General features: G+C 73.8%; 24 protein-coding genes. 10 read left to right on the top strand and 14 right to left on the bottom strand.

The features are described from left to right. Positions 1-73: 73 nt before the first annotated feature. The 4 genes from nagA to VFG42_RS26955 all read right to left on the bottom strand — a co-directional run bounded on the left by nagA (position 74) and on the right by VFG42_RS26955 (position 4,513). Positions 74-1,228: an N-acetylglucosamine-6-phosphate deacetylase gene (gene nagA / locus VFG42_RS26970; RefSeq protein ID WP_324911959.1), complete on the bottom strand. Its 1,155-nt coding sequence runs from the start codon at positions 1,226-1,228 to the stop codon at positions 74-76. A 210-nt stretch (positions 1,229-1,438) separates the two neighbouring features. Then, positions 1,439-1,897 carry a peptidylprolyl isomerase gene (locus VFG42_RS26965; RefSeq protein WP_324911958.1) on the bottom strand — a complete coding sequence of 153 codons (459 nt, stop codon included), beginning with the start codon at positions 1,895-1,897 and terminating at the stop codon, positions 1,439-1,441. 19 nt (positions 1,898-1,916) lie between these two features. Continuing rightward, positions 1,917-3,017, bottom strand: coding sequence for a hypothetical protein (locus VFG42_RS26960; protein ID WP_324911957.1), 1,101 nt, complete (start codon positions 3,015-3,017; stop codon positions 1,917-1,919). A gap of 71 nt (positions 3,018-3,088) precedes the next feature. Beyond that, the gene (locus tag VFG42_RS26955; protein ID WP_324911956.1) at positions 3,089-4,513 is read right to left on the bottom strand and encodes a DEAD/DEAH box helicase; all 1,425 of its coding nucleotides are present in this window, start codon (positions 4,511-4,513) and stop codon (positions 3,089-3,091) included. A gap of 41 nt (positions 4,514-4,554) precedes the next feature. Here VFG42_RS26955 and VFG42_RS26950 point away from each other — a divergent pair, with 41 nt between their 5' ends. Further along, on the top strand, positions 4,555-7,359 hold the full coding sequence (locus VFG42_RS26950; protein ID WP_324911955.1) for a helix-turn-helix transcriptional regulator: 2,805 nt from the start codon (positions 4,555-4,557) through the stop codon (positions 7,357-7,359). A 12-nt stretch (positions 7,360-7,371) separates the two neighbouring features. Here VFG42_RS26950 and VFG42_RS26945 read toward each other — a convergent pair whose 3' ends face one another. After that, positions 7,372-8,004 (bottom strand): cytidylate kinase-like family protein, encoded by a 633-nt coding sequence (locus VFG42_RS26945; protein WP_324911954.1) that lies wholly within the window; start codon positions 8,002-8,004, stop codon positions 7,372-7,374. A 21-nt stretch (positions 8,005-8,025) separates the two neighbouring features. After that, positions 8,026-8,991 (bottom strand): NADPH:quinone oxidoreductase family protein, encoded by a 966-nt coding sequence (locus VFG42_RS26940; RefSeq protein ID WP_324911953.1) that lies wholly within the window; start codon positions 8,989-8,991, stop codon positions 8,026-8,028. A gap of 55 nt (positions 8,992-9,046) precedes the next feature. Here VFG42_RS26940 and VFG42_RS26935 point away from each other — a divergent pair, with 55 nt between their 5' ends. After that, positions 9,047-9,982 (top strand): PfkB family carbohydrate kinase, encoded by a 936-nt coding sequence (locus VFG42_RS26935; protein WP_324911952.1) that lies wholly within the window; start codon positions 9,047-9,049, stop codon positions 9,980-9,982. Here the strand turns inward: VFG42_RS26935 and VFG42_RS26930 are convergent. Then, positions 9,979-10,296 carry a DUF1330 domain-containing protein gene (locus tag VFG42_RS26930; RefSeq protein ID WP_324911951.1) on the bottom strand — a complete coding sequence of 106 codons (318 nt, stop codon included), beginning with the start codon at positions 10,294-10,296 and terminating at the stop codon, positions 9,979-9,981. The two genes, VFG42_RS26935 and VFG42_RS26930, sit on opposite strands and share 4 nt — an antisense overlap. A 175-nt stretch (positions 10,297-10,471) precedes the next feature. Here VFG42_RS26930 and VFG42_RS26925 point away from each other — a divergent pair, with 175 nt between their 5' ends. After that, positions 10,472-11,854, top strand: a complete 1,383-nt coding sequence (locus VFG42_RS26925) for a S8 family peptidase (protein WP_324911950.1) — start codon at positions 10,472-10,474, stop codon at positions 11,852-11,854. An 83-nt stretch (positions 11,855-11,937) separates the two neighbouring features. Beyond that, a complete protein-coding gene (locus tag VFG42_RS26920; protein ID WP_324911949.1) occupies positions 11,938-12,222 on the top strand; it encodes a hypothetical protein in 285 nt (94 codons plus the stop codon). A 57-nt stretch (positions 12,223-12,279) separates the two neighbouring features. Here the strand turns inward: VFG42_RS26920 and ilvD are convergent, their stop codons facing one another. After that, positions 12,280-14,172: a dihydroxy-acid dehydratase gene (gene ilvD / locus VFG42_RS26915; protein WP_324911948.1), complete on the bottom strand. Its 1,893-nt coding sequence runs from the start codon at positions 14,170-14,172 to the stop codon at positions 12,280-12,282. A gap of 67 nt (positions 14,173-14,239) precedes the next feature. On the opposite strand from ilvD, the gene VFG42_RS26910 reads away from it, so the two are divergent. The 5 genes from VFG42_RS26910 to VFG42_RS26890 all read left to right on the top strand — a co-directional run bounded on the left by VFG42_RS26910 (position 14,240) and on the right by VFG42_RS26890 (position 17,813). Beyond that, on the top strand, positions 14,240-14,467 hold the full coding sequence (locus tag VFG42_RS26910) for a hypothetical protein (RefSeq protein ID WP_324911947.1): 228 nt from the start codon (positions 14,240-14,242) through the stop codon (positions 14,465-14,467). A 124-nt stretch (positions 14,468-14,591) separates the two neighbouring features. After that, positions 14,592-15,926: a citrate synthase gene (locus VFG42_RS26905; RefSeq protein ID WP_324911946.1), complete on the top strand. Its 1,335-nt coding sequence runs from the start codon at positions 14,592-14,594 to the stop codon at positions 15,924-15,926. Positions 15,927-16,040: 114 nt separating this feature from the next. Beyond that, the gene (locus VFG42_RS26900; protein WP_324911945.1) at positions 16,041-16,580 is read left to right on the top strand and encodes a GNAT family N-acetyltransferase; all 540 of its coding nucleotides are present in this window, start codon (positions 16,041-16,043) and stop codon (positions 16,578-16,580) included. 13 nt (positions 16,581-16,593) lie between these two features. Then, positions 16,594-16,932: a hypothetical protein gene (locus tag VFG42_RS26895; protein ID WP_324911944.1), complete on the top strand. Its 339-nt coding sequence runs from the start codon at positions 16,594-16,596 to the stop codon at positions 16,930-16,932. Positions 16,933-16,952: 20 nt separating this feature from the next. Continuing rightward, a complete protein-coding gene (locus tag VFG42_RS26890) occupies positions 16,953-17,813 on the top strand; it encodes an aldo/keto reductase (RefSeq protein ID WP_324911943.1) in 861 nt (286 codons plus the stop codon). Here VFG42_RS26890 and VFG42_RS26885 read toward each other — a convergent pair. From VFG42_RS26885 to VFG42_RS26860, 6 genes are all read right to left on the bottom strand, one after another. Continuing rightward, the gene (locus VFG42_RS26885; protein ID WP_324911942.1) at positions 17,810-18,682 is read right to left on the bottom strand and encodes a hypothetical protein; all 873 of its coding nucleotides are present in this window, start codon (positions 18,680-18,682) and stop codon (positions 17,810-17,812) included. The genes VFG42_RS26890 and VFG42_RS26885 overlap by 4 nt on opposite strands. A 69-nt stretch (positions 18,683-18,751) precedes the next feature. Next, the gene (locus VFG42_RS26880; protein ID WP_324911941.1) at positions 18,752-19,537 is read right to left on the bottom strand and encodes an AraC family transcriptional regulator; all 786 of its coding nucleotides are present in this window, start codon (positions 19,535-19,537) and stop codon (positions 18,752-18,754) included. Positions 19,538-19,541: 4 nt separating this feature from the next. After that, positions 19,542-20,450 carry a PfkB family carbohydrate kinase gene (locus tag VFG42_RS26875; RefSeq protein WP_324911940.1) on the bottom strand — a complete coding sequence of 303 codons (909 nt, stop codon included), beginning with the start codon at positions 20,448-20,450 and terminating at the stop codon, positions 19,542-19,544. Then, complete coding sequence (locus VFG42_RS26870; RefSeq protein WP_324911939.1) at positions 20,447-21,130, bottom strand: SprT family zinc-dependent metalloprotease; 684 nt, start codon at positions 21,128-21,130, stop codon at positions 20,447-20,449. The genes VFG42_RS26875 and VFG42_RS26870 overlap by 4 nt, the downstream gene beginning before the upstream one ends. A 39-nt stretch (positions 21,131-21,169) precedes the next feature. Continuing rightward, a complete protein-coding gene (locus tag VFG42_RS26865) occupies positions 21,170-22,102 on the bottom strand; it encodes a tetratricopeptide repeat protein (RefSeq protein ID WP_324911938.1) in 933 nt (310 codons plus the stop codon). 27 nt (positions 22,103-22,129) lie between these two features. Further along, positions 22,130-23,593 carry a hypothetical protein gene (locus VFG42_RS26860; protein WP_324911937.1) on the bottom strand — a complete coding sequence of 488 codons (1,464 nt, stop codon included), beginning with the start codon at positions 23,591-23,593 and terminating at the stop codon, positions 22,130-22,132. Positions 23,594-23,618: 25 nt separating this feature from the next. On the opposite strand from VFG42_RS26860, the gene VFG42_RS26855 reads away from it, so the two are divergent. Continuing rightward, complete coding sequence (locus tag VFG42_RS26855; RefSeq protein ID WP_324911936.1) at positions 23,619-23,906, top strand: hypothetical protein; 288 nt, start codon at positions 23,619-23,621, stop codon at positions 23,904-23,906. The last annotated feature ends 42 nt before the right edge of the window (positions 23,907-23,948 follow it).

Genomic DNA, 23,948 nt, shown 5'->3' with positions numbered 1-23,948 from the left:
GGTCTATGACGAATAGTTCGTCATAGAGTGACCCCGATCGCCGGGGTTCACGTCTGGGCGCTCGGGGGCGCTCCTACGCCACCGGCGCCGCGGCGAAGCGCTCGACGCCGGCCACGAGCGTCCGCATCACCCGCAGGTCGTCGTCCAGCACGGTGACGTCGGCGATGCCGTCGACCTGGAGCGCGCCGAGCGACGGGTCGCCGAGGAGATGAGCGGGAGCGCCGGTGGCGGCCCAGACCGCCTGCTCGAACGTCGCCCCGCACGCGTGCAGGTTGCGCACGGCCGCGTCCATCGTCAGGACCGACCCGGCCAGCAGCCCGTCCGACAGCTCGGCCCGGGCCCCGTGGACCGAGACCTCGCGGCGGCCCAGGCGGTAGACGCCGTCGCCCTGCCCCGCCGCCTCCATGGCGTCGGTCACCAGCGAGAAGCGCTCGCGCGCCGTCAGGAACGCGGCGTACGCGGCCTCGGGCGCCAGGTGCACGTGGTCGACGATCGCCTGGACGGTCACGCCCGGGCGCACCAGCGCGGCGCCGGCGACGCCGGGGTCGCGGGCCGTCCAACGGCGGTGGGCGTTGTAGAGGTGGGTGATCGCGCGGGCGCCGCGGTCGAACGCGGCGTTGGCGGTCGCCGCGTCGGCGTCGGTGTGGCCGACCGAGACGACCACGCCCCGTGCCGCCAGCGCCTCCACCAGGTCGAGGCCACCAGGTCGCTCGGGCGCCAAGGTCATCATCTTGACCGGGCCGCCCGCGACCAGCGCCAGCGCCTCGGCGACGTCGGGCTCGCGCAGCTGCGCCGGGTCGTGCGCGCCGGGCCACGCCGGCGACAGGTACGGACCCTCCAGGTGCACGCCGAGCACCCGCGCGCCCGGCGCCTCGGCGGCCATCGCCTCGGCGACCGCGGCCAGCGCCGCCGGGTAGTCGCCCATCGGCGACGTGATGAACGTCGGCAGGTAGCCCGTGACCCCGCTCGCCGCCAACGCCGCGCTCGCCGCCGCGTAGCCCTCGGGCCCGGCGGCGAGGAAGTCGACGCCGACGATCCCGTTGATGTGCAGGTCCAGGAACCCCGGGACCGCGATCCCACGCCCGGCGCCCTCGCCGCCGCCCACGCCGACCTCCAGCACCCGCCCCTCGGCGACGACGACGTCGCCCTCGACGAGCGCGCCGTCGACCAGCGCGGCGCGCACGCCCAGCCGCATCGGGCCGGAGAGGTCAGGGACGGGGCCGGACATGTGGTCTAGACCACTTTACACCCCGCGGCCCGCGTCCGCGAGGGACCACGGCGCGGAAGGACACCGCCCGCGCGCCGCCCCGGCGGACCGAGCGAAGCACGACCACGCCCCTGAGGCCCGGATCGTCGTGCCTGGCGGTGCCCGGCGAGCGCCGGCGGGCGGCCGCCCGTCAAGCTCCGCCGGGTGCCGCCAGGCGCGGCGAGGCGGCCCTCAGGCGGTGATCTCGACCTTCTCGATCAGGACGTCGTCGGTCGGCCGGTCGCGCGCGTCGGTCGGCTTGCCCTCGATCGCGTCGACGACCTCCATGCCGGACGTCACCTGGCCGAAGACCGTGTGCTTGCCGTCCAGCCAGTCGGCGGCCGGGATCGTCACCAGGAAGAACTGCGAGCCGTTGGTGTTCGGGCCGGCGTTGGCCATCGCCAGCGCGCCGCGGACGACCTTGTGCTCGTTGATCTCGTCCTCGAACGTGTAGCCGGGACCGCCGGTGCCCGTGCCCTGCGGGCAGCCGCCCTGGATCATGAAGTCGCGGATCACCCGGTGGAAGATGAGCCCGTCGTAGAAGCCGTCCTGCGCGAGCTTCTTGAAGTTGTCGACGGTCTTCGGGGCGTCCTCGTCGAAGAGCTCGATGGTGATCGGGCCCTCGCTGGTGGTCATCGTCACGGTGGACATGACCGGCAGGCTATCGGCCTCAGCCGAGCAGCTTCAGCTCGCTGATGCGCACGGTGCTGCCCTCGGTCGGCGGCGCCGTGAACCACAGCAGCACGTGGCGATACTTCGTCGAGCCCGCGCCGAGCTTCACCGTCTCGCTGCCGTCGGTGTCGGTGCCGACGCCCGTGACGTCCTTGAGGTGCGCCCAGCGCGTGTCGAGCACGTCCGGCGGCAGGTCCTCGTCGTCGGTCGCGTAGATCTCGATCTTGAAGCCCGGGGTCTTGGTCTTCAGGTCGATCTCGCGGATGCCCTCGAGCTTGGGCAGCGCGACCGTCAGGCCGGCGCCGATCTGCTGGGAGCCCGCGGGGACCGTGATCGGGAACGACGTGTTCGGGTCGCCGTCGAAGGCCTTGGTCGGGTCGCCGGCGGCCGTGTCGCGCTTGAACGGGTCGTACAGCGCGCCCGCGTCGTCGGCGAGGTCGATCGGGACCGGCTCGGTCTCGGTCTTCGTCGTGGAGGTCTTGGTGGTGGACGTGCGCGTGTCGGCCGTCGAGTCGCTCTTGGACGTGTCGGTCGAGGTCGACGTCGACGAGGACGACGAGCTGCTCGACGAGGACGAGTCGCTCGACGACGTGGACGGCGTCGAGGGCGTCGACGGGATGTCCGGGATCGAGCTCGTGCTCGGCACCTTGGTCGTGCCGGTGTCGGTCGGCGGCGTCGTGGTGGCCGTGTCGCCCGGGAACGCCGTGCTCGGCTCGGACGTCGTCGCGCCGGCGTCCGGCACCGCGGTCGACGGGGGCGCGACCTGCGACGCGTCGGCGGGCGCCTGCGCGAGCTGCGTCGGCGTGTTCGGAGCCGTCGTGTCGTCCTGCAGCGCCGCGTAGGACGCGGCGACCGCGCCGCCGACGAGGACCGTGGTCAGCGCGAGGACGGTCGCGGTCGCCCGCTTGCCCGGCAGCGCCACGCGGCGGCCGCCCGGCTGGGCCTCGCCGCAGTTCAGGCACCAGTCCTGGCCTTCCTCGAGCGGGGCCGAGCACTTCGGGCAGGTCCGCGTCTCGGGCGGCGCCGGCGGTGCCGGCGCCTCGGTCGCGGCGCCCTCGGGCGTCTTCTCGGTGTCCGTGCTTCGCAGAAGGAGCGTCATCGGCTGGTCCTCACCTTACCCCGAACTGTTTTCGGGACACGGAGGTTGCGGTCCTGCTTGCGAAATCGCCGCTAGGTCCGGGCCAGCTCGACGCGCAGCTCGCGGCCGCCGTCCAGCTCGGCGCCGTCGACCGCCTCGACGATCTTCTCCGCCTCGCTGTCGGGCACGGAGAACAGCGTGAAGCGCTCCAGGACGCGCACGTCGCGCACGGCCTCGCCGTCGAGCCCGGCCGCGCGCGTGACCGCGCGGATGACGTCGGCGACCTCCAGCCCGTCGGCGCGGCCGGCGCCCGCCAGCACGCGGCGGTACTCCTCGGCGCCGTTGCGCGACAGCTGCGGCTTGCGGTGGCGCTTGGGCTTCTCGGAGACCTTCGCGGGCTCGGTCTTCGCGCCCGGCTCCCACGGCTTCAGCCCGGTCGAGATGTGCTTCTCGATCGCCGCCAGCTCCTTCTTCTGCTTGGGCTCGACGAACGTCACGGCGCGCCCGGACCGCCCGATGCGGCCCGTGCGGCCGATGCGATGCACGTAGACGTCAGGCGACGTCGGGACGTCGAAGTTGACGACGTGCGTGACCGTCGAGATGTCGAGGCCGCGGGCGGCGACGTCGGTCGCGACGAGGATCGGCACGCGTCCGGCCTTGAACGACAACATGACGCCGTCGCGCTGGCCCTGCGACATGTCGCCGTGCAGCGCCTTGACGTTCATGCCCTTGTCGCGCAGCTTCTTGTACAGCTGGTCGGCGCGGATCTTGGTGCGCGTGAAGACGATCGCCTGGTCCGGGCGCTCCTCGCGCAGGACCTCGACGAGCTTCTCGGCCTTGTCCGCCGTCTTGACCTCGACCTGGAACTGCTCGACGGTGTCGACGGTCAGCGTCGCGGCCTTCACCCGCACGGTCTGCGGGTGGTAGAGGTAGTGGTCGGCCAGCGCGCGGATCGGCGGCGGCATCGTCGCGCTGAACAGCGCGGTCTGCCGTCCGTTGGGGCAGAGCTTGAGGATCTTCTCGACGTCCTCCAGGAAGCCGAGGTCGAGCATCTCGTCGGCCTCGTCGAGGACGACGAAGCGGCAGTCGCTGAGGTGCAGGGACGCGCGGCTGAGGAGGTCGAGCACGCGGCCGACGGTGCCGACGACGACGTGGCCCCCGGCACGCAGCTGCGCCTGCTGGGAGCGGATCGGCGCGCCGCCGAACACGGCGACCACGTCGACGCCCTTGCGCTTCCCGTAGGAGCGCAGCGCCTGGGTCACCTGGATGCAGAGCTCGCGCGTCGGCGTCAGGACGAGCGCCTGCACCTCCGGCTCGGAGGGGTCGACGTGCTCGATGATCGGCAGGCCGAAGGCGGCCGTCTTGCCCGAGCCGGTCTGCGCCTGGCCGATGATGTCCTCACCCTGGAGCAGGATCGGGATCGCCTGCTCCTGGATCGGGCTCGGCTGCTCGTAGCCGACGTCTTGAAGTGCTTGAAGGGTCGGCTCGCTGAGGCCGAGGTCCGCGAAGGCGGTCATGTACCCCAAGAGGGTAGTGCGCCATGGCATGATTGCGCGCGGTGCTACTTGGCCGTCAGCGCGAGATCGCGCACATCGAAGAGCTGCTGGAGGGCGCCAAGGAAGGCAAGAGCGCCGCGCTCCTCCTTCACGGCGAGGCCGGGATCGGCAAGTCCGCGCTGCTTCGCGCGGCGCTGGACGCCGGGATCGAGCGCGACTTCGGGGTCCTGCGCACGCGCGGCTTCGAGTCCGAGTCCGACATCCCGTTCGCCGGGCTGCTGGAGCTGCTGACGCCGCTGCTGCACCTGCGCGGCCAGATCCCCGAGGTCCAGGCCGCCGCGCTGGGCAGCGCGCTGGCGCTGGAGCCGCCGACGCCGTTCGACCGCTTCGCGGTCCCGGCCGGGATGTTGTCGTTGTTGGCGGCCGCCGCCGAGGAGAAGCCCTACCTCGTGGTCGCCGACGACGTCCACTGGCTGGACGACGCGTCGCGCGAGGCGCTGATCTTCGTCGCGCGGCGGCTGGGCGCCGAGGGCGTCGTGCTGCTGTGCGCCGCCCGGGTGGGTGGGGACGGGGTCGCGGTGCTGGAGGCCTTCGAGGGCGTCGCCGACCAGGCGATCGGCGGCCTGGACGACGAGGCCGCCGCGCAGCTGCTCAAGCGCGAGGCGCGCCACCGCGTCGCCGAGGAGGTCGCCCACGACCTCGTGGTCACCGCCGCCGGCAACCCGCTGGCGCTGACCGAGATGCCGCGCACGCTGAGCGCCGACCAGCTCGCGGGCCGCGAGCCGCTGGCCGGCCCGGTGCCCGCCGGCGAGCAGATCGAGAACGCGTTCGCCCGCCAGGTCGCCGACCTGCCCGACGCCACCCGCGACGCGCTGCTGGTCGCCTCGGCGATGCAGACCGGCCGCCACGACCTCTTCCTGCAGGCGCTGGAGCGGCGCGGGCTGCCGGCCGACGCGCTGGACGCGGCGATGAGCGCCGGGCTGGTGACGCTCGACGGCCGCATCGAGTTCTTCCACCCGCTGCTGCGCTCCGCGATCTACCACGCCGCCGATCCCGTCAAGCGCCGGTCGGTGCACGCGACGCTCGCCGACCTCTCGACGACGCCCGCCCGGCGCGCCTGGCACCTGGCCGCCGCCGCCGACGCGCCCGACGAGGAGGTCGCCGCCGCGCTGGAGAGCGCCGCGTCCGAGGCGCGCGCCCGCGGCGGCGTCGTCGGCAGCGCCCGCGCGTTCGAGCGCGCCGCGAACCTGTCGACCGACGACGAGGCCCGCGCCCGCCGCCTGCTGGAGGCGGCCAGCGACTTCGCGCAGTCCGGGCACGCCGACCACGCGCTGGCGCTCGTCGGCCGCGCCCAGGAGCTGGTGCCGGGCGGCGCGCTGGCGACCGAGGTCGTCCGCGTCCGCGGCCGCGTCGAGATGCGCCGCGGCGCGCCGGTCACCGCGCACGACCTGCTGCGCGACGAGGCCGACCGCATCCAGGACGACAACCCGGGCGTGGCGGCGTCGCTGCTCGTCGAGGCGGCCGTCGCCCACATGATGACCGGCGACATGGAGGCCTTGGTCGCCACCGGCGATCGCGCCCGGTCGCTGCTGGGCGGGCGGGAAGGGGTCTCCGACCCGGTCATCGAGGTGCTCGCGGGCGTGCTGGTCGGCGAGGCGCACGCCGCGCTCGGCCACGAGCACGAGGCCGACGCGCTGCTGGACCCGGCGCTGCCGTTCCTGACGTCGGAGTACGTCCTGGCGATGCCCAGCGAGCTGGTGGGCATGGCCGGCCAGTGCTCGATCTGGTACGAGCGCTGGGACCGCGCGAGCGCGGTGCTCGACCACCTCGTGACGATCGCGCGCGACGCGTCGGCGATCAACCACATCATCTACCCGCTGACCGCGCACGCGGTGCTGGACTTCCGCCGCGGTTACTGGAGCGCGGCGCTGGCCAACGCGGCCGAGGCGACGCGGCTGGCGCGCGAGACGCGCACGACGCCGCTGCTGACGTTCGCGCTGTCGGTGCTCGCGCATGTCGAGGCCGCCGTCGGCCGGCGCGACGACGCCCGCGCGCACGGCCGCGAGGGCGTCCAGCTCAGCGAGCTGCTCGGCGGGCCGGCGATCACCGTGTACGGCCTCAACGCGCTGGCGCTCGACGCGCTCGGCGCCGGCGAGATCGAGGCCGCCGTCGAGTACTACGACCGCGTCCACCGGTTCACGCTGCGGCTGCAGACGCAGCGCGGCCTGGTCCAGTACGGCGCCGATCGCGTGGAGGCGCTGGCGCGGCTGGGCCGCACCGAGGACGCGTTCCAGGCGCTGGAGGCGTTCGCCGACCAGCTCGGCGGCGGGCGCTGGGCGCTGGCGGCGCTGGCGCGCTGCCGCGGGATCCTGGCCGACAAGACCGCCGAGCACCACTTCCAGACCGCGCTGAGCCACCACGAGCACGACGGCCAGCCGTTCGAGAAGGCCCGCACGCAGCTGGCCTACGGCGAGCGCCTGCGGCGCGACCGGCGCCGCGCCGACGCGCGCGAGCAGCTCGTCGAGGCGCTGGACGCCTTCGAGCGCCTCGGCGCGATGCCGTGGGCCGAGCGCGCCCGGGTCGAGCTGCGCGCCACCGGCGGCGCGGCGGCGGCCGAGACCGACAGCGCGCACAAGGACGCGGTCGCGGCGGCGGGCCTGGACGAGCTGACCGCGCACGAGCTGCAGATCGCGCGGCTGGTGGCCTACGGCATGACCAACCGCGAGGTCGCGGCGAAGCTGTTCCTGTCGCCGAAGACCATCGAGTACCACCTGTCGCAGATCTACCGCAAGCTCGACCTGCGCTCCCGCACGCAGCTCGCCTCGCTGATGGCGTCGGAGATGCCGGACGCGCCCAAGGCGGCGTAGGCCGGCGGCCGGCTACGCCCCGCAGGCCGTGACGAGGATCTCCACGCAGGCGTCGAGGCCCAGGCGCGTGGAGTCCAGGACGACGTCGTACAGCGACGGATCCCGCGCGTCGCAGTTGTAATAGCGCTTGACGTAGGCCTCGCGGGCGCGGTCGGTCTTCTTGCAGCGACGCTCGGCGGTCTCGCGGTCGATGCCCTCCAGGCGCGTGGCCTGCTCGACGCGGGCGTCGGCCGGACCGGTCAGGCGGACGTGCAGCGCGCGGTCGTCGTCGGAGAGGACCACGGCGCCGGCGCGGCCGAGGATCACGGCGCGCCCGGTGGCGGCGACCTCGCGGATGACCTCCTCGGCGGCCTCGTGGTGGCCGGAGCGCTGCAGCAGCGCGGGGTCGACGTCGCCGTAGAAGTCGCCGACCGGCGCGAGGCTGCTGAGGATCCGGTCCAGCCCGCGCTCGACGTCCTCGTCGAGCTTGCGCGCCTCGGCCTCGGTCAGCCCGAGGCGGTCGGCCATGCCCGCCGCGATCGCGCGGTCGACGAACGGGACGCCGAGGCGCTCGGCCAAGCGCGGCCCGACCTGGCTGCCGCCGGCGCCGTAGGCGGCCGACAGGGTGACCAAGGTGATGGTGTGCTGAGACGGCTGAGCGACCATGTCGGTGGTGTTGATACCCGTTCAGCGGGACGGATCGAGCAACAGCTTGCCCCGGGTCCGGCGGGACACCAGGTCCTCCTGGGCGCGGCGGGCGTCGCTCAACGCATAGGTGTCGCCGACCACGGCGGTGACCTCGCCGGCGGCGGCCAGCGCGAACAGCTCGGCCAGCGGCCGCTCGAGGTGGCGCCGTTGCTCGAGGTAGTGGAAGAGCCAGAAGCCGATGACCGACTGCGAGCGCTTGAGCAGGCGGCCCGTGCGGACCTCGTTCTGCTCGCGCGAGGAGATGCCGTAGACGACCATCCGCCCCATGTCGGCCAGCGCGCGCAGGGCGACGTCGAACAGCGGGCCGCCGGCCATCTCCAGGACGACGTCGTACTCGCGGCCGTCGTTGGCGCCGAGCAGGCGGTCGCGCAGCAGCTCGGGGTCGGACGGGTCGCCGTCGGTCGCGGCGTCGGCGCCGAGCCTCAGGCACAGCTCGCGCTTCTCGTCCGACGACGCGGTCGCCACGACGCGCCCGGCGCCCATCGGCTTGGCCAGCTGCACGGCCAGCGACCCGACGCCGCCGGCGCCGGAGACCACCAGGACCGAGTCGCCGGGCGCGATCCGCGCGCAGGTCCGGTAGAGGTGCCACGCGGTCAGGCCCTGGATCAGCAGCGCGAGCGCCGCGCCGTCGTCGAGGCCGTCGGGGATCGGGAAGACGCGGTCGGCCGGCGCCAGCGCGTACTCGGCGTAGCCACCCTGCTCGACGAGGGCGACGACGCGCTCGCCGGTGTCCGCGCGCGCACCGGCGACCTCGGAGCCCGGCGTCAGCGGCAGCGACTGCTTCTGGACGTAGCCGTCCTCGCGCTTGTGGGTGTCGGCGAAGTTGATCCCGGCGCGGGCGACCCGGATCAGGACCTCGTCGCCGCCGGAGGGCTCGGGGATCGGCAGGTCGACCAGCTCCAGGACCTCCGGCCCGCCGAACTCGCGCTGCTGGATCGCTCGCATCGCGCGGCACCCTACCCGCGTCTGGGCGGGTGGGATCCCTATCCTGCGCCACCGTATGAGCCTCACAGTCGTCGGATCTCTCGCCTACGACGCCGTCAAGACCCCGTTCGGGGAGCGCGAGCGGATGCTCGGCGGCGCCGCCACCCACTTCGCCCTCGCGGCGTCGTTCTTCGACGTCGTCCGGCCGGTCGGCCCGGTCGGCGAGGACTTCGACGAGGCGTCGTTCGCGACGCTGCGCACGCGCGGCACGGTGACCGACGACGTCGAGGTGGTCGCGGGCGGCAAGACGTTCTTCTGGTCGGGCGTCTACTCCAGCAACCTCAACGAGCGCGAGACGCTCGACACGCAGCTCAACGTCTTCGAGAGCTTCGAGCCGAAGCTGTCGCAGGAGTCCCAGGACGCCGACGTGCTGTTCCTGGCCAACATCCAGCCCGACCTGCAGCTGCACGTGCGCCGGCAGTGCACGAAGGCGCGCTTCGTCGCGATGGACTCGATGAACCTCTGGATCGACATCGCCAACGAGTCGCTGAAGAAGGTCATCGGGACCGTCGACTGCCTGATCCTCAACGACGAGGAGCTGGAGCAGCTGACCGAGAAGCCGACGCTGCAGCAGGCGGCGCGCGAGGTGCTGTCGTGGGGCCCGCGTGCGGTCGTGGCCAAGCTCGGCAAGTACGGCGCCGCGCTGTTCACCGGCGACGACTTCTTCGCGCTGCCCGCCTACCCGCTGGCCGAGGTCATCGACCCGACCGGCGCCGGCGACACGTTCGCGGGCGGCTTCGTCGGCTACGTCGCGGCGCACCCCGACGAGGAGATCGACCACCAGCTGCTGTCGCGCGCGATGGCCTACGGCACGGCGCTGGCCTCCTACAACGTCGAGGAGTTCGGCACCGAGCGCGTCGAGCGCCTGACCTCCGACGAGGTCCAGGAGCGCGTCGCGGACCTCCAGCGCATGACGGCCTTCTCGGTCGACCCCGTCGCGCTCCGGGCCTAGCCGACCTTCGCGGCGCCCGTGACGTCCTCTCCGGCGACCAGCCGGAACTCGTTGCGGGCGCCCGCCGCGCGCCGCTCGCGGAACGGGCGGTACTCGTCGCTCTCGTAGAACGCGCGGGCGGCCTCCTCCGACGGCCACTCGATGATCAGCGTCAACGGCGCGACCGGGCGGTCGCCCTCCAGCTGCGCGACGCGCGGCGTCCGCGCCAGGTAGCGCCCGCCGTGGCGCTCGACCATCGGCGTGACGTGCGTGACGTAGTCCTGGACCCAGCTCGGGTCGGTGATCTCCAGCTCGGCGACGGCGTAGTGCTTCATGGCGCGCGAAATCTAGTGCGGTTTGAGCGCGTCGGTCCGCGCGCGGTCAGCCGGTCGGCAACGCGTGGGCCATCCGTCCAGATGATGGTGCGACGGCGTTGGGAGAGCCGCGGGGGCGGCCGATGGCAGGGGTGTCCGCGATCTGTGTCCGCGGGCCCGTCGGCATGGAGGCCGAATGCTCCCCGTTCCCCGCGCGTTCCCCGCTGCTCTCACCACGCTCCTGGCCGCCCTGGCCGTCGCACCGGTTGCCGGTGCGACGTCCTCGCGCGGCGCGATCGCGGCCCCGGACGGGCTGAAGGCCACGCCGGACGTCGCGCACGGCGGCGGCCGGGCGCTCGTGAAGCGGTCCGCCGTCAAGGCGCGCGCCGCGCAGGCCCCCGCGACCGATCCGCGCTTCGCCGAGCAGTGGCCGCTGAACGGCGACGGCCCGATGGGCATCGCCTCCGCGTGGCGGCAGACGACCGGCGGGCCCGTGACCGTCGCGATCGTCGACTCCGGCGCCGACCTCGGGCATCCCGACCTGGCGCCGAACCTGTGGACCAACCCCGGCGAGATCCCCGGCAACGGCATCGACGACGACGGCAACGGCTACGTCGACGACGTCCACGGCTACGACTTCGTGGACGGCGACGGCACGCCGCAGGACGCCAACGGCCACGGCACGCACGTCGCCGGGATCGTCGGCGCGCGCGGCGGCAACGGGATCGGCGTCGCGGGCGTCGCCTGGAACGTGCGGCTGATGATCGTCCGGGTGCTGGACGGCGCGGCGCGCGGGACGACGACCGACGTCGCGCGCGGGATCCGCTACGCGGTCGACAACGGCGCGCGGATCGTGAACCTCTCGCTGGCCGGCCCGTCGTCCACGCCCGACCTCGAGGACGCCGTGCGCTACGCGCAGGCCCACGGGGTGCTGATCGTGTCGGCCGCCGGCAACGACGGCGCGGACCTGGCGAGCGCCCCGACCTACCCGGCCGCCTACGGCGAGGACAACGTCATCGGCGTCGCGGCGACGCGCCGCGACGGAGGCCTGTCGAGCGTCTCGGACTACGGCCCGGGCGCCGACCTCGCCGCCCCCGGCGAGGCGATCCTGTCCACGGCGCTGGGCGGTGGCTACGAGTGGCGGACCGGCACGAGCATGGCCGCGCCCGAGGTCACCGGCGCGCTCGTCCTGCTCGCCGCGGCGCGCCCGGACCTCGGCGCCGCCGGGCTGGCCGGCGCGCTGCTGGGCAGCACGCGCAAGACCGGCCTGCCGGTGGCGACCGGCGCGCTGGACGTCGGCGCCGCGCTGCGCCAGGTGATCCCGGCGGGCGCGTGGGTGGAGGGCGCGAGCGCCCCGCTGTCGAGCTACGCGTCGTCGGCGGCCGCCAAGAAGGGCGGGGCGACGAAGAAGACGACGAAGGCCAAAGCCAAGAAGGCCAAGAAGAAGCTCACCGCCGCGCAGAAGCGCGCCCAGGCCAAGAAGGCCGCGGCGCGCAAGCGGGCGGTCGCCAAGCGGGCCGCCGCCAGGAAGCGCGCCGCCGCGGCCCGTCGCCGCGCGGCGGCCAAGCAGCACCGCTGAGCCGCCCCGAGCGCCCGCTGCCGGACACCCGCGGCGAAACTCGTCGCACACGCGGGCCCCCGGCGGGGTAGCTTTGGCAGACCATGACCTGGGGCTTCATCTGGCTCATGCTGGTCCTCAAGATCCCGATCGCCATGCTGCTGTACCTGGTGTGGTGGGCGATCCACCAGGACGGCGAGTCCGAGCCCGGGTCCGACGGCGACGGCGGCACCAAGGTCCACCCCCGTCCCGACCACCGTGGGCGACGTCCCCGCCGCCCACGCCCCCGCGGCCCCCACGGCGACCCGATGCCGCCCGCGCCCGCCCGGATGCGCACGACCGTCGTCCGGTCGCGCGACCCGGAGCGCGAGCCGCACCGCGTGCGGTAGCGACCGCCGCTCGCGGAGGACCCAGCCGCGCGGCGAGGGGGCTCCGCGCCGGACGGGCTAGGCCGGCTCGCTCGTGCGCGAGGCCGCGTCCTGCAGGGCCTCGATGCGCGAGACGTCGCGGACAGCGCCCTTGTCGGCGGACGTCGCCATCGCGGCGTAGGCGCGCAGCGCGGGCGACACGGCGCGGGGCCGGTCCTCGGCGGGCTTGTAGCCGGTGCTCGCCTCCAGGCGGGCGCGGCGGTCGTCCAGCTCCGCGTCGGTCAGCGCGACGTCGATCGTGCGGTTGGGGATGTCGATGTTCACCGTGTCGCCGTCCTCGATCAGCGCGATCGCGCCGCCGGACGCGGCCTCGGGCGAGACGTGGCCGATCGACAGGCCGGAGGTGCCGCCGGAGAAGCGCCCGTCGGTGAGCAGCGCGCACTGGGCGCCCAGGCCGAGGCCCTTCAGGTACGAGGTCGGGTAGAGCATCTCCTGCATGCCCGGGCCGCCGCGCGGGCCCTCGTAGCGGATGACCACCACGTCGCCCGGCTGCACGCGCTTGGACAGGATCGCGTCGACCGCCGCCTCCTGGGACTCGACCACGACGGCCGGCCCGCGGAACGTCCAGATCGACTCGTCGACGCCGGCCGTCTTCACGACGCAGCCGTCCAGCGCGATGTTCCCGTACAGGATCGCCAGCCCGCCGTCCTTGGTGTAGGCGTGCTCGACGTCGTGGATGCAGCCGTCGGCGGCGTCGACGTCCAAGGACTCCCAGCGCTCGGACTGCGAGAACGCCTCGGCCGACCGCCGGCACCCCGGCGCCGCGTGGAACAGCTCGACCGCGCGCTCGCTCGGCTTCGCGCCGCGCACGTCCCACTCCTCCAGCCAGGACGTCAGCGACCCGGCGTGCACCGCGTGCACGCCCTCGTGCAGCAGATCGCCGCGCCACAGCTCGCCGAGGATCGCCGGGATCCCGCCCGCGCGGTGCACGTCCTCCATCAGGTACGTCCCGTTCGGCGCGACCTTGCACAGGCACGGCACGCGGCGCGAGATCGCGTCGATGTCGGCCATCGTGAAGTCCAGCCCGGCCTCCTGAGCGGCGGCCAGCAGGTGCAGCACGGTGTTCGTCGAGCCGCCCATCGCGACGTCGAGCGTCATCGCGTTCTCGAACGCCTCGCGCGTGGCGACCGCGCGCGGCAGCACGCTCGCGTCGTCGCCCTCGTAGTAGCGCGCGCACAGCTCGACGGCGGTGCGGCCCGCGGCCTCGTACAGCTCGCGCCGCGCGGTGTGCGTCGCCAGCGTCGACCCGTTGCCCGGCAGCGCCAGGCCCAGCGCCTCGGTCAGGCAGTTCATCGAGTTGGCGGTGAACATGCCCGAGCACGACCCGCAGGTCGGGCACGCGGCCTCCTCGATGCGCGCCAGGTCGTCGTCGCTGACGCTGTCGGAGACCGCGTCGGCGATCGCCGTGATCAGGTTCAGGCCCTTGCGGACCGTGCCGTCGACGAGCGTCGCCTGCCCGCCCTCCATCGGCCCGCCGGACACGAACACCGTCGGGATGTTCAGCCGCAGCGCGGCGTTGAGCATCCCCGGCGTGATCTTGTCGCAGTTGGAGATGCACACCAGCGCGTCGGCGCAGTGCGCGTTGACCATGTACTCGACCGAGTCGGCGATCAGGTCGCGCGAGGGCAGCGAGTAGAGCATGCCGTCGTGGCCCATCGCGATGCCGTCGTCGACCGCGATCGTGTTGAACTCGCGCGCGACGCCGCCCGCGGCCTCGATCGCGTCGGCGACCACGCGGCCGACCGGCGACAGGTGCGTGTGGCCCGGCACGAACTGCGTGTAGGAGTTCGCGACGGCGATGATCGGCTTGCGCCCGATGTCCGCGCCGGCTACGCCGGCGGCGCGCAGGAGCGAGCGGGCGCCCGCCATGTTGCGACCGTGCGTGACCGTGCGAGAGCGCAGATGAGGCATGCCCGAACTTTAGCCCGCTGACAAGGGCTCGCCCACGGGTCCGTCCGCAGCGGTTAGGCTCGCGCGCATGCACGCGCTGATCGCCTTGGTCGTGGCCGCCGCCGATGAGGCGGAGCCGTCGAAGACCGCGTTCTACATCTTCGGCGGCCTGCTGGCCGTGTGGGCCGTCGTGCTCTCGGGCATCGGCATGTCGTCGGCCACGTTCCCGGCGACCGCCATGGCCCGGCGCGGCGTGATCGGCCTGACGATGGTGCTCGTCGCCGCCGCGATGGCGACCGCGGTCATCACCGCCTAGCCGGCGTCGCACCCGCTCACAGAAGTCAACAGCCGCTGACTTCCTCGTCGCGCTAGGCGCCTCGGCAGGCCGGGCACACTAGTATGCAGAGGCGATCCCCTTACCCGAGAGAGGGCACCAGATCGTGAGCGATACCCAGACGACGCCCGACGGCGGCGGCGTAGCAGCAGCCGGCCAGGAGACCCTGACCGTCACCGACAACCGGACCGGCAAGACCTATGAAGTGCCGATCACCGATGGCACGGTCCGGGCCATGGACTTCCGTCAGATCAAGACCTCTGACGACGACTTCGGGTTGATGACCTACGACCCGGCCTTCACGAACACCGCGTCGTGTCGGTCGGCCATCACCTACCTGGACGGCGAGAACGGCGTCCTCGAGTACCGCGGTTATCCGATCGAGCAGCTGGCCGAGAAGTCGACGTACCTCGAGGTCGCCTACCTGCTCGTCCACGGCGAGCTTCCCAACCAGCAGCAGCTGGACCAGTGGAAGCACGACATCACCACCCACACGTTCGTCCACGAGAACGTGAAGGAGTTCGTCGGCGGCTTCCGCCACGACGCCCACCCGATGGGCATGTTGGTGGGGTCGGTCGGCGCGCTGTCGACGTTCTACAAGGACGCCAACGAGATCGGCGACCCGGACAACCGGGCGCTGCAGACGATCCGCCTGATCGCCAAGATGCCGACGCTGGCGGCCTTCGCCTACCGCCACATCATGGGCCAGCCCTACTACTACCCGGACAACGATCTGGAGTACCCGGGCAACTTCCTCAGCATGATGTACAAGATGACCGAGCTGAAGTACGAGCCAGACCCCCGGCTCGAGCGCGCGCTCGACGTCCTGTTCATCCTGCACGCCGACCACGAGCAGAACTGCTCCACCAACGCCGTGCGCGCGGTGGGCTCCTCGCAGGTCGACCCGTACTCCGCGGTCGCCGCCGGCGTCGCCGCCCTGTACGGCCCGCTCCACGGTGGAGCCAACGAGGCCGTCCTGCGGATGCTCAAGCGCATCGGCACGAAGGACAACATCAAGGACTTCATGCAGGGCGTGAAGGACGGCAACGAGCGGCTGATGGGCTTCGGCCACCGCGTGTACAAGAACTACGACCCGCGGGCCAAGATCATCAAGAAGGCCTGCGACGACGTGTTCGAGGTGACGGGCGTCAACCCGCTGCTGGACATCGCGCTCGAGGTCGAGAAGATCGCGCTCGAGGACGAGTACTTCGTCGAGCGCAAGCTGTACCCGAACGTGGACTTCTACTCGGGGCTCATCTACGAGGCGCTCGGCCTCCCGATGGACATGTTCCCGGTGATGTTCGCCATCCCGCGCACCTCCGGCTGGATCGCCCAGTGGCTGGAGATGGTGCAGGACAAGGAGCAGAAGATCGCGCGCCCGCGCCAGATCTACACGGGCACGCGCACGCGCGACTACGTCGCGCTGGACCAGCGCTCCTAGCGCTCCGCTTCCCTGTGGCGGCCGGTCGCGGACTCCGTGACCGGCCGCACAGAGGCCGCGCGCGGACGCGAGTAGCTTGTCCGTTGCATGACGCTACGAACCTCTGACTCTGGTGTGCCGGAGCTGGCTCTCCGTCGCATCGAGCCGGAGGACAAGGACGGCCTCGTGGCCGGCCTGGGCCATCTCTCGGAACGCTCGGTCTACCAGCGCTTCCTGTCGCCCAAGCCACGGCTGACGTCCTCGGAGCTGCGGTACCTCACCGAGGTCGACTTCCGCGACCACTACGCGCTGGTCGCCGTGCTGGCCCAGGCGCCGGACGTCATCGTCGGCGTCGGGCGCTGGGTCCGCGACACGCGGGCGCCGGCCGACGCGGAGATCGCGATCGTCATCGCCGACGACCTCCAGGGTCGCGGCGTCGGCACCGCGCTGGGCAACGCGCTGGCGGAGGCCGCGCGAGCGCGCGGGATCGAGCGCCTCACCGCCTCGATGCTGCCCGAGAACGTGGCGGCCCACCGGCTGTTCGCGAAGATCTCCTCGCGGATGCGCGTCACGCACGCCCAGGGCGTCGACGAGATCGTCGCTTCGCTCCCTGCGCGCGTCCGCCACGCGCGCGGCGTCGACGAGATGGTCGCGCCGCTGATCGCCGCCGCGTAGGCTCGCCGCCACAGTGGCGGCGTTCACGGTGGTCATCCGGCGGCGGGGCAAGGTGCAGAAGGCGCGGCACGACACGCTGGCCGCGGCGCTGGACGCGCTGGAGACCGAGACGCGGGTGGCGGCCAACACGCAGGTGCCGCGCGTCGAGCGGGCGCTGGGACGCGAGTACGAGCCCGGACAGCAGGTCGCGGTGCGCGGCGAGGTCCGCGGGCCGGGCGGCGTCGCGGGCGGGATCGACGTGCGCGGCGACGGGTCGGCCGAGGCGTTCACCGGGCGCTTCGTGCGCCGGCCGGTGGCGCCGGGCGACCGCGAGGACGCCTGGGCGGCGCTGCGCCGCGCGATCGCCGCCTGAGACGTCCTAAGGTCGAAGCCATGGCAACGATCTCCGCGGCAGGCTCCGGCACGTTCTCGATCGGCGGCGACCTGGAGGTGACGCGCCTGGGCTACGGCGCGATGCGCATCGTCGGCGACGGGGTCTGGGGCCCGGCCAAGGACCCTGACAAGGTCCAGGCCGTGCTGAAGCGGCTGCCCGAGTTGGGCGTCGACTTCATCGACACGGCCGACTCCTACGGCCCGTACTTCAGCGAGGAGTACATCGCCCGGGCGCTGGCGCCCTACGACGGCATCACGGTCGCGACCAAGGGCGGCTTCACCCGCCACGCGCCGAACGTGTGGAAGGAGGTCGGCCGCTGGGAGTACCTGCGCCAGTGCGCGCTGATGAGCGCCCAGCGGCTGGGCGTCGACCGGATCGACCTCTGGCAGCTGCACCGCATCGACCCGCGCACGGACGCCGACGAGCAGTTCCGGGAGATGAAGGCCCTCCAGGACGACGGCATCGTCCGCCACCTCGGCCTCAGCGAGGTCTCGGTCGACGAGATCAAGGCCGCCCAGGAGGTCTTCGAGGTCACGACGGTCCAGAACCTCTACAACTTGACCAACCGGAAGTCCGAGGACGTCCTGGCCTACTGCGAGCAGCAGGGCATCGGCTTCATCCCGTGGTTCCCGCTGGCCGCCGGCGAGCTGGCCAAGCCGGGCGGCGCGGTCGACGAGATCGCGCGCGCCCACGACGCGACGGCCGGCCAGGTCGCGCTGGCGTGGCTGCTGGCCAAGTCCCCCGTGATGCTGCCGATCCCGGGCACGTCGTCGGTCGAGCACCTCGAGGAGAACGTCGCCGCGGCCGACCTGCGGCTCAGCGACGACGAGCTGGCGACGTTGGAGCGGGCGTCGGCCTAGCCGATCCGGCTGTAGGCACGGAGTGTGGCGAGCGCGTCGAGCGTCACCACCCCGCGCCATTCGAAGGCGGCGGCGGGGTTCCAGGCCGCCCAGTCGAAGGTCCAGCCGCCGTCGTCCTGCTGGGCGGCGGCCAGCTCGTCGAGCTGGGCGTCGATCAGCGCCCGGGGGAAGAGGCGGACGCCCGCGTGGTCGGGCCGCGGCGCCACCGCCAGGGCCGACAGCGTCTCGCCCTCGACGCCGCCCTCGACGACGAGCCTGCCGTCCTCGGGCATGCGGCCGGCGAGCCGCTCGATCTCGGCGTCGGCGCGGGCGCGATCCGGCACGGCGTCGAGGAAGTGCACCGTGTACCGGAAGGCATAGGCGTCGCTCAGCTTCAGCTCGGCCATCGCGCCCCAGACGTAGCTGGTGGCCTTGGCCATCCACGGGTGGTCGAGCCCGAGGCGGTGGGCGGCGGCCACGACGCCCGCGGTCATCAGCAGCGACGAGGGCGGGTCCTCGACCGGCGCCCACCACGGCGCGTGCGCGTAGCCGGCGGCCCCGGGCGTGACGAACGGGATGCCGCCGTCGGGGTGGGCGATCGACGCGATCCAGTCCAGCGCGTCGGCGCCGAACGCGGCGACCTGATGGGGTCGATCGGCGGCGACGCTCTCCAGGGCCTCGAAGGCGTACAACACGGCCGACGGCTGGCTGGCGGGCGTGCGCAGGTCGGGCTCCAGCGCGCCGACGCCGCCGTCGGGGTTCTTGTAGGCCTCGACGGCGCGCAGCACGCCGTCGGGGTCGGGCGCGACGAAGAGGTGCTCGAAGCGGCGGCGCTCCAGCAGGCGGCCGTTGCTGTGGACGAACTGGGCGGCGGCGTCGAGGTCGGGCATGGGGCAAGCGTCGCGCATCCGGCGCGGGCGCGCTTGAACGGAACGGACGTCGTGGCGGGGGCGCGGGCGCTACGCGGCGGGCTCGCCGGCGGGCCCGGCGCCGGCGGCCAGCAGCGCCGACGGCGGCAGGCCGGCGAGGCGGCGGACCTCGCGGGCGAGGTGGGCCTGGTCGGCGTAGCCGGCGTCGGCGGCCAGGCGCGCGAGCGAGGGCGCCGCGGTGGGCGCCGACGTGGGCGCGGCCGCCGGCATCGGCGCGTTGGCCAGCCGCAGGAAGCGCTGGAAGCGCAGGATCCGGGCCAGCGTCGCCGGGCCGTAGCCGACGGCGGCCTCGAAGCGACGGCGCAGCTGGCGCTCGCTCAGCGCGACCGCGCGGGCGAGCGCGCCGACGTCGGGCGCGGAGCCGGGCCGGTTGAGCGCCAGGACGGCGCGGCGGACCTCGTGGTCGGCGCGCTCCGGCGCGGGCAGCCGCGGGGCCAGGCCGCCGATGAGCGCCAGCAGCGCGTCGGCGGGCGTGGCGGCGCGGGCGACCCGGTCCTCGATGGCGCGGGCGGTCGCGCGCCCCCACAGCTCGTCCAGGCCGACGCCCAGGTCGCGCAGCTCGCCCGCCGGCAGCCCGAGCGCCGTACCCGCCGCGCCGACCCGGAAGCGCACGCCGACGCGGTGCTGCCCGGGCGTGGCCCGGGCCTCCTCGGCCGTCGTCGCGGGCCCGGCGACCCGCAGCCGCCCGCCGGAGAAGACGACGTCGACGCACGCGTCGGGCAGCACGCGCACCGGCCCGTCGTGCGAGACCCACGCGCAGGCGACCAGCGCCTCGAGCCCGGGCGGCGGCGGCAGCTCTCGGTAGACGACGTCCACGTCCCTATGGTGCCCAAAGCGGCGCGAGGTCCCCGACCGCGGGCGCGCGCTGACCCAGCACGGCCGCGCCGACGCGGGCGCCGAGCGCGCAGGCGTCGGCGATCGGACGCCCGGCGGCCAGCGCGGCCATGAGCGCGGCGGCGAACGCGTCGCCGCAGCCGAAGGCGTCGACCGCCGGGCCCGGCGGCGGCGCGGCGTCCCAGCGGCCGGAGGCGTCGAGCGCGGGAAGCTCGCAGACGGGCGACGCGGCCCCGGGCGCGCCGGCGCCGGCCTCGGTCCCGGCCGTGCGCGCCGCGCGCCAGCGCCCGCCGCGCTCGCCCTCGGTCTCCACCACCCAGCGCGGCCGCGCCGCCGCCAGCAGCGCGTCGTCCAGCGGCTCGGTCGCGTCGTTGGCGCTGCCGACCAGCGCGTCGACCTCCACGCCCGCCTCCAGCAGCGCGGCGCGGGTCCGCGCGGTCGCCACGAGCACCTTCGCGGCGCGGGCCGCGCGCGCCGCGGCGGCGTCGCCGCCGAACAGCACGGCGCCGTCGCAGCCCTCCAACGCGCTCCAGTCCAGCGAGTCGGCGCCGGAGGGCTCCAGCGGCGCGGCGAGCGTCGTGATCGTCCGCTCGTGGTCGGCGGTCAGCCACGTCAGCGTCCGGCGCTGCGGGCGCGCGTGGCGCGCCGCGCGCACGTCGATCCCCGCGTCGCGCAGGCCCGCGAGCGTCGCGTCCGCCCGGGCGTCGTCGCCGAGCGCGCAGAAGAACGCGGCCGCTCCGGTCAGCGACTTCAACGCATAGGCCGCCATCGCGCCGCCGCCCGCCGCGGCCTCCCAGGACGCGCGCGCGTCGGCGATCTCGCCGGGCGCGGGCAGGCGGTCGGCCAGCACGAAGTCGACCCACTCGACGTGCCCGACGACCGCGAGGCGGATCACAGCACCAGCGTCCCGCCGTGGTCGCGCAGCCAGCGGCGCGGGACCTCGTAGCCCGGCATCAGGCGCGCCATCACCGCCCAGAAGCGCGGCGAGTGGTCCATCACCGCCAGGTGGGCGGCCTCGTGGCGGACCACGTACTCCAACACGACCTCGGGCGCCAGCAGCAGCCGCCAGTTGAAGGACATCGCGCCGGTCGACGAGCACGAGCCCCAGCGCGTCTTCTGGTCGCGGATCGACAGCTTGGCGTAGGGCCTGCCGACCGCGGCCGCCGCCGCGTCCAGCCGCGGCGCGATCTCGACCCGCGCCTGCCTGCGGTACCACCGCTCCAGGACCTCGCGCATGTCCGGGCCGCCGAGCCGCGCGTCGGGCACGAGCAGCGTGTGGCCGAAGCGCGTCACGCGCACGCGCCCGGCCTGCGGGACGAGCACCAGCGACGCGCCCAGGTAGGGCACGGTCCCGCCGCGCGCCGCCACCCGCGCCTGCGCCCGCGCGACCTCCGCGCGGCGCCGCGCGATCCACGCGGAGAGCTGCTCCACCGCCCGCGCCGCCTCGCGCGCCGGCGTCCGGCGCGGCAGCACGACCTCGACCGCCCCGTCGCGCGGGTCGACGCGCACGCGCACCCGCCGCGCGCGATCGCTGCGCCGCACCGTGTAGTCGAACGACGACGACGTCCCGGACATCCGGCCGCGCAGGGTACGACGCCGCGCCGACGGCCCCGCTCAGCCCTGCCGCTCCTCCAACAGCCCCGCGAGGTTGGCGACCGCCAGGTCGTCGCCGCGCTCCGCGCCGGCGCGGAACGCCAGCTCGGCGTCCTCGACCCGGCCCTGGTCCCACAGCAGGACGCCGAGGTTGTTGTAGGCCTCGTCGTCGCCGTGCTCGGCCGCGCGCCGGTACAGCGCCTCGGCCTCCTCGGACCGGGGGTCCAGGTCGCTGAGGTGGTTGGCCAGCTGGGTCTCGGCGGTCGCGATCGAGCGGTCGGCGCCCTCGCGCAGGACCGCCTCGGACTCGTCGGTCCGGTCCATGAGCTTCAGCACCGACGCCAGGAACGCGTAGCCCTCGGTGCCGTTGGCCGCGATCGCCTCGCGCAGGACGGTCTCGGCCTCCTCGAGCTGCCCCTCGTCCTGCAGCAGCGCGCCGAGGTCGACCAGCGCCTCGGCGTCGCCCGCCTCGGCGCCCTGGCGGAACAGCGCCTCGGCCTCCTCGACCTCGCCGGCGTCGGCCAGCGCGTTGGCCAGCAGGCGATGCTCGGTCTCGCCGATCGCGACCGTCGTGCGCCACAGCGCGATCGCCTCGTCGAGCCGACCCAGGTCGTACAACAACAGCCCGAGGTTGTGGCCGGCCGCCAGCTCGCCGCGATCGGCGGCCGCGCGGTAGTTGGCCTCGGCGCCCGCGACGTCGCCCTGGTCCCACAGCGCGTTGCCCAGCGGGATCAGCGCGTCGAGGTCGCCCGCCTCGACGGCCTCGCGCAGCACCGGCGCGGCCTCCTCGGCGCGATCCAGCTCGATCAGCAGCTCCCCGAGGTAGTAGCCGGCGTCGGGCTCGCCCTCGGCCAGCGCCTCCCGGATCAACCGCTCCGCCTCGTCGTAGCGCCGCGCCTCCTGCGCGCGCAGGCCCTCGCCCAGGACGCCGGACCGCTGCTGCTCGTCACCCATGCCCTGCACTACAGCACGTCGCGAGACCTACAACACGCGCAGCGTGGCGAGCGTCGTGTCGCGCGCCACGATCGAACCGCCGCTGGCGCGAGCGTCCTCCAGGTAGCGGACCGCGTCCGCGCCCACGCGGAACCCCTCCAGGATCAGCGGGATCCCCGGCGGGTAGACCTCGACCTCCTCGGCCGCGACCTGCCCGATCGCGTCGCGCAGCGGGACCTCGCGGCCGATCGACTTCGCCAGGCGCTTGGTGTCGTAGGGCCGGATCACGGGCCGGTCGTCGATGCCCGCGAACGGGTTGCCGGGCATCGGACGGCGCTCGCGGCCGGGCAGCTGCGTGCCGTCGAGGATCTCGGCGAGCGCGCGCACGGTCGTCTCGACCGCGCCGTCCTGCAGCTGGAACGTCGTGATCAAGGTGATGGTCTGCACGCCCGCCTTCTCGATGACGATGCCGCGCTGGACCAGCGCCTCGGCGACCTCGTAGCCGGTGAGCCCGAAGCGCGCGAGCCCGAGCGTCGTCTTGACGAGGTCGGCGCCCGCGACGTTGCGCGCGACGGCCTCCAGCCAGCGCGAGTCGTCGAGGTGGTCGAGGTCCGGCAGCGCGCGGCGCAGCTCGGACTTCAACCGCTCGGTGCGCTCGATCGACCGCCCCAACAGCTCCGGCCCCTGCGCGGCCAGCGCGCGCACCGCCGCGTCGGCCGAGGCCAGCAGCCCGTAGGACGGCGAGGTCGTGACGTACTCGCGGTAGGCCTCCTCCAGCAGCTCGGAGTCGACGCGCTCCTCGCGCCAGTGGATCAACCCGGTCTGCTGCAGGCCGCCCGCCAGCTTGTGCGTGGACTGCACGCAGATGTCGGCGCCGGCCTGCATGGCGCTGCACGGCAGGTCGCCGTGGAAGTGCAGGTGGCCGCCCCACGCCTCGTCGACGAAGACCAGGCAGTCGGGCGACTTGGCGTGGACCGCCGCGACGATGGCCTCCGTGTTGCCCACCAGGCCCTCGTAGGTCGGCGAGGTGTAGATGACGGCCAGGGCCTCCGGGTAGCGGTCCAGCGCGCTCGTGACGTCGTCGACCGACGGCGGCATCAGGGCCTCGAAGCGCGCGTCGTAGGGCGCCGGGAGGAAGCGGAAGTTCAGGTTGAAGGCCTTGATCGCGTTCATCATCGAGTGATGGATGTTGCGCGCGATCAGGACCATCGCGTCGGGCTTCTCCATGGCCAGCATGCGCAGGACGACCCAGTTCGAGCCGCTCGACCCGTGCACGGAGAACATCGTGCGGTCGGCGCCCTGGGCGGCGGCCGCGAAGCGCTCGGCCTCGGCGAAGACGCCGGTGTGGTCCACGAGCGTCCCGAAGAACCCGGCGGAGATCGAGACGTCCGAGGCGTAGAAGTCCTCGACCCGTTCCTGCCCCGGCAGGATCGACGGCGTGCACCAGCGGTGATAGCGGCGGACGTCCTCGTTGAGGATGCGGACGATCGGCGACGACGTGATCTGGTCCATGTGATGCGCCATGATGCCGCTTCTCGTGCCCCGTTCCGTCGTCCGCCTCCCATCGCAGGTCCAGCCGCCGTTCGAGGTGTACGTCTCGGGCGTGCCGCAGGCCGAGGGCGTCGACTACGAGATCCGCGGCCGCGAGCTGGTCTTCGAGGGCCGGATGCTGCGCAAGGACGAGGTCAGCGGCTGGCGCTGGCTGCTGGGCTCGATCGGCATCGGCACCTACCGCCAGGACGACTCGGTCGACGTGCGCTACGCCCTGGACGGCCGCCCGATGGTCGCCGAGGGGCTGGCCGTCGCGGTCGTCGACGAGGACTAGCACCCGGCGGGTCCGGCGGGGTATCAACCGCCGGGAGTACGG

This window comes from Baekduia sp. (assembly GCF_035685985.1).
GTDB lineage: Bacteria > Actinomycetota > Thermoleophilia > Solirubrobacterales > Solirubrobacteraceae > Baekduia.
The sequence above is the reverse complement of the archived record's forward strand: the minus strand, read 5'-3'. Positions and strand labels throughout refer to the sequence as shown.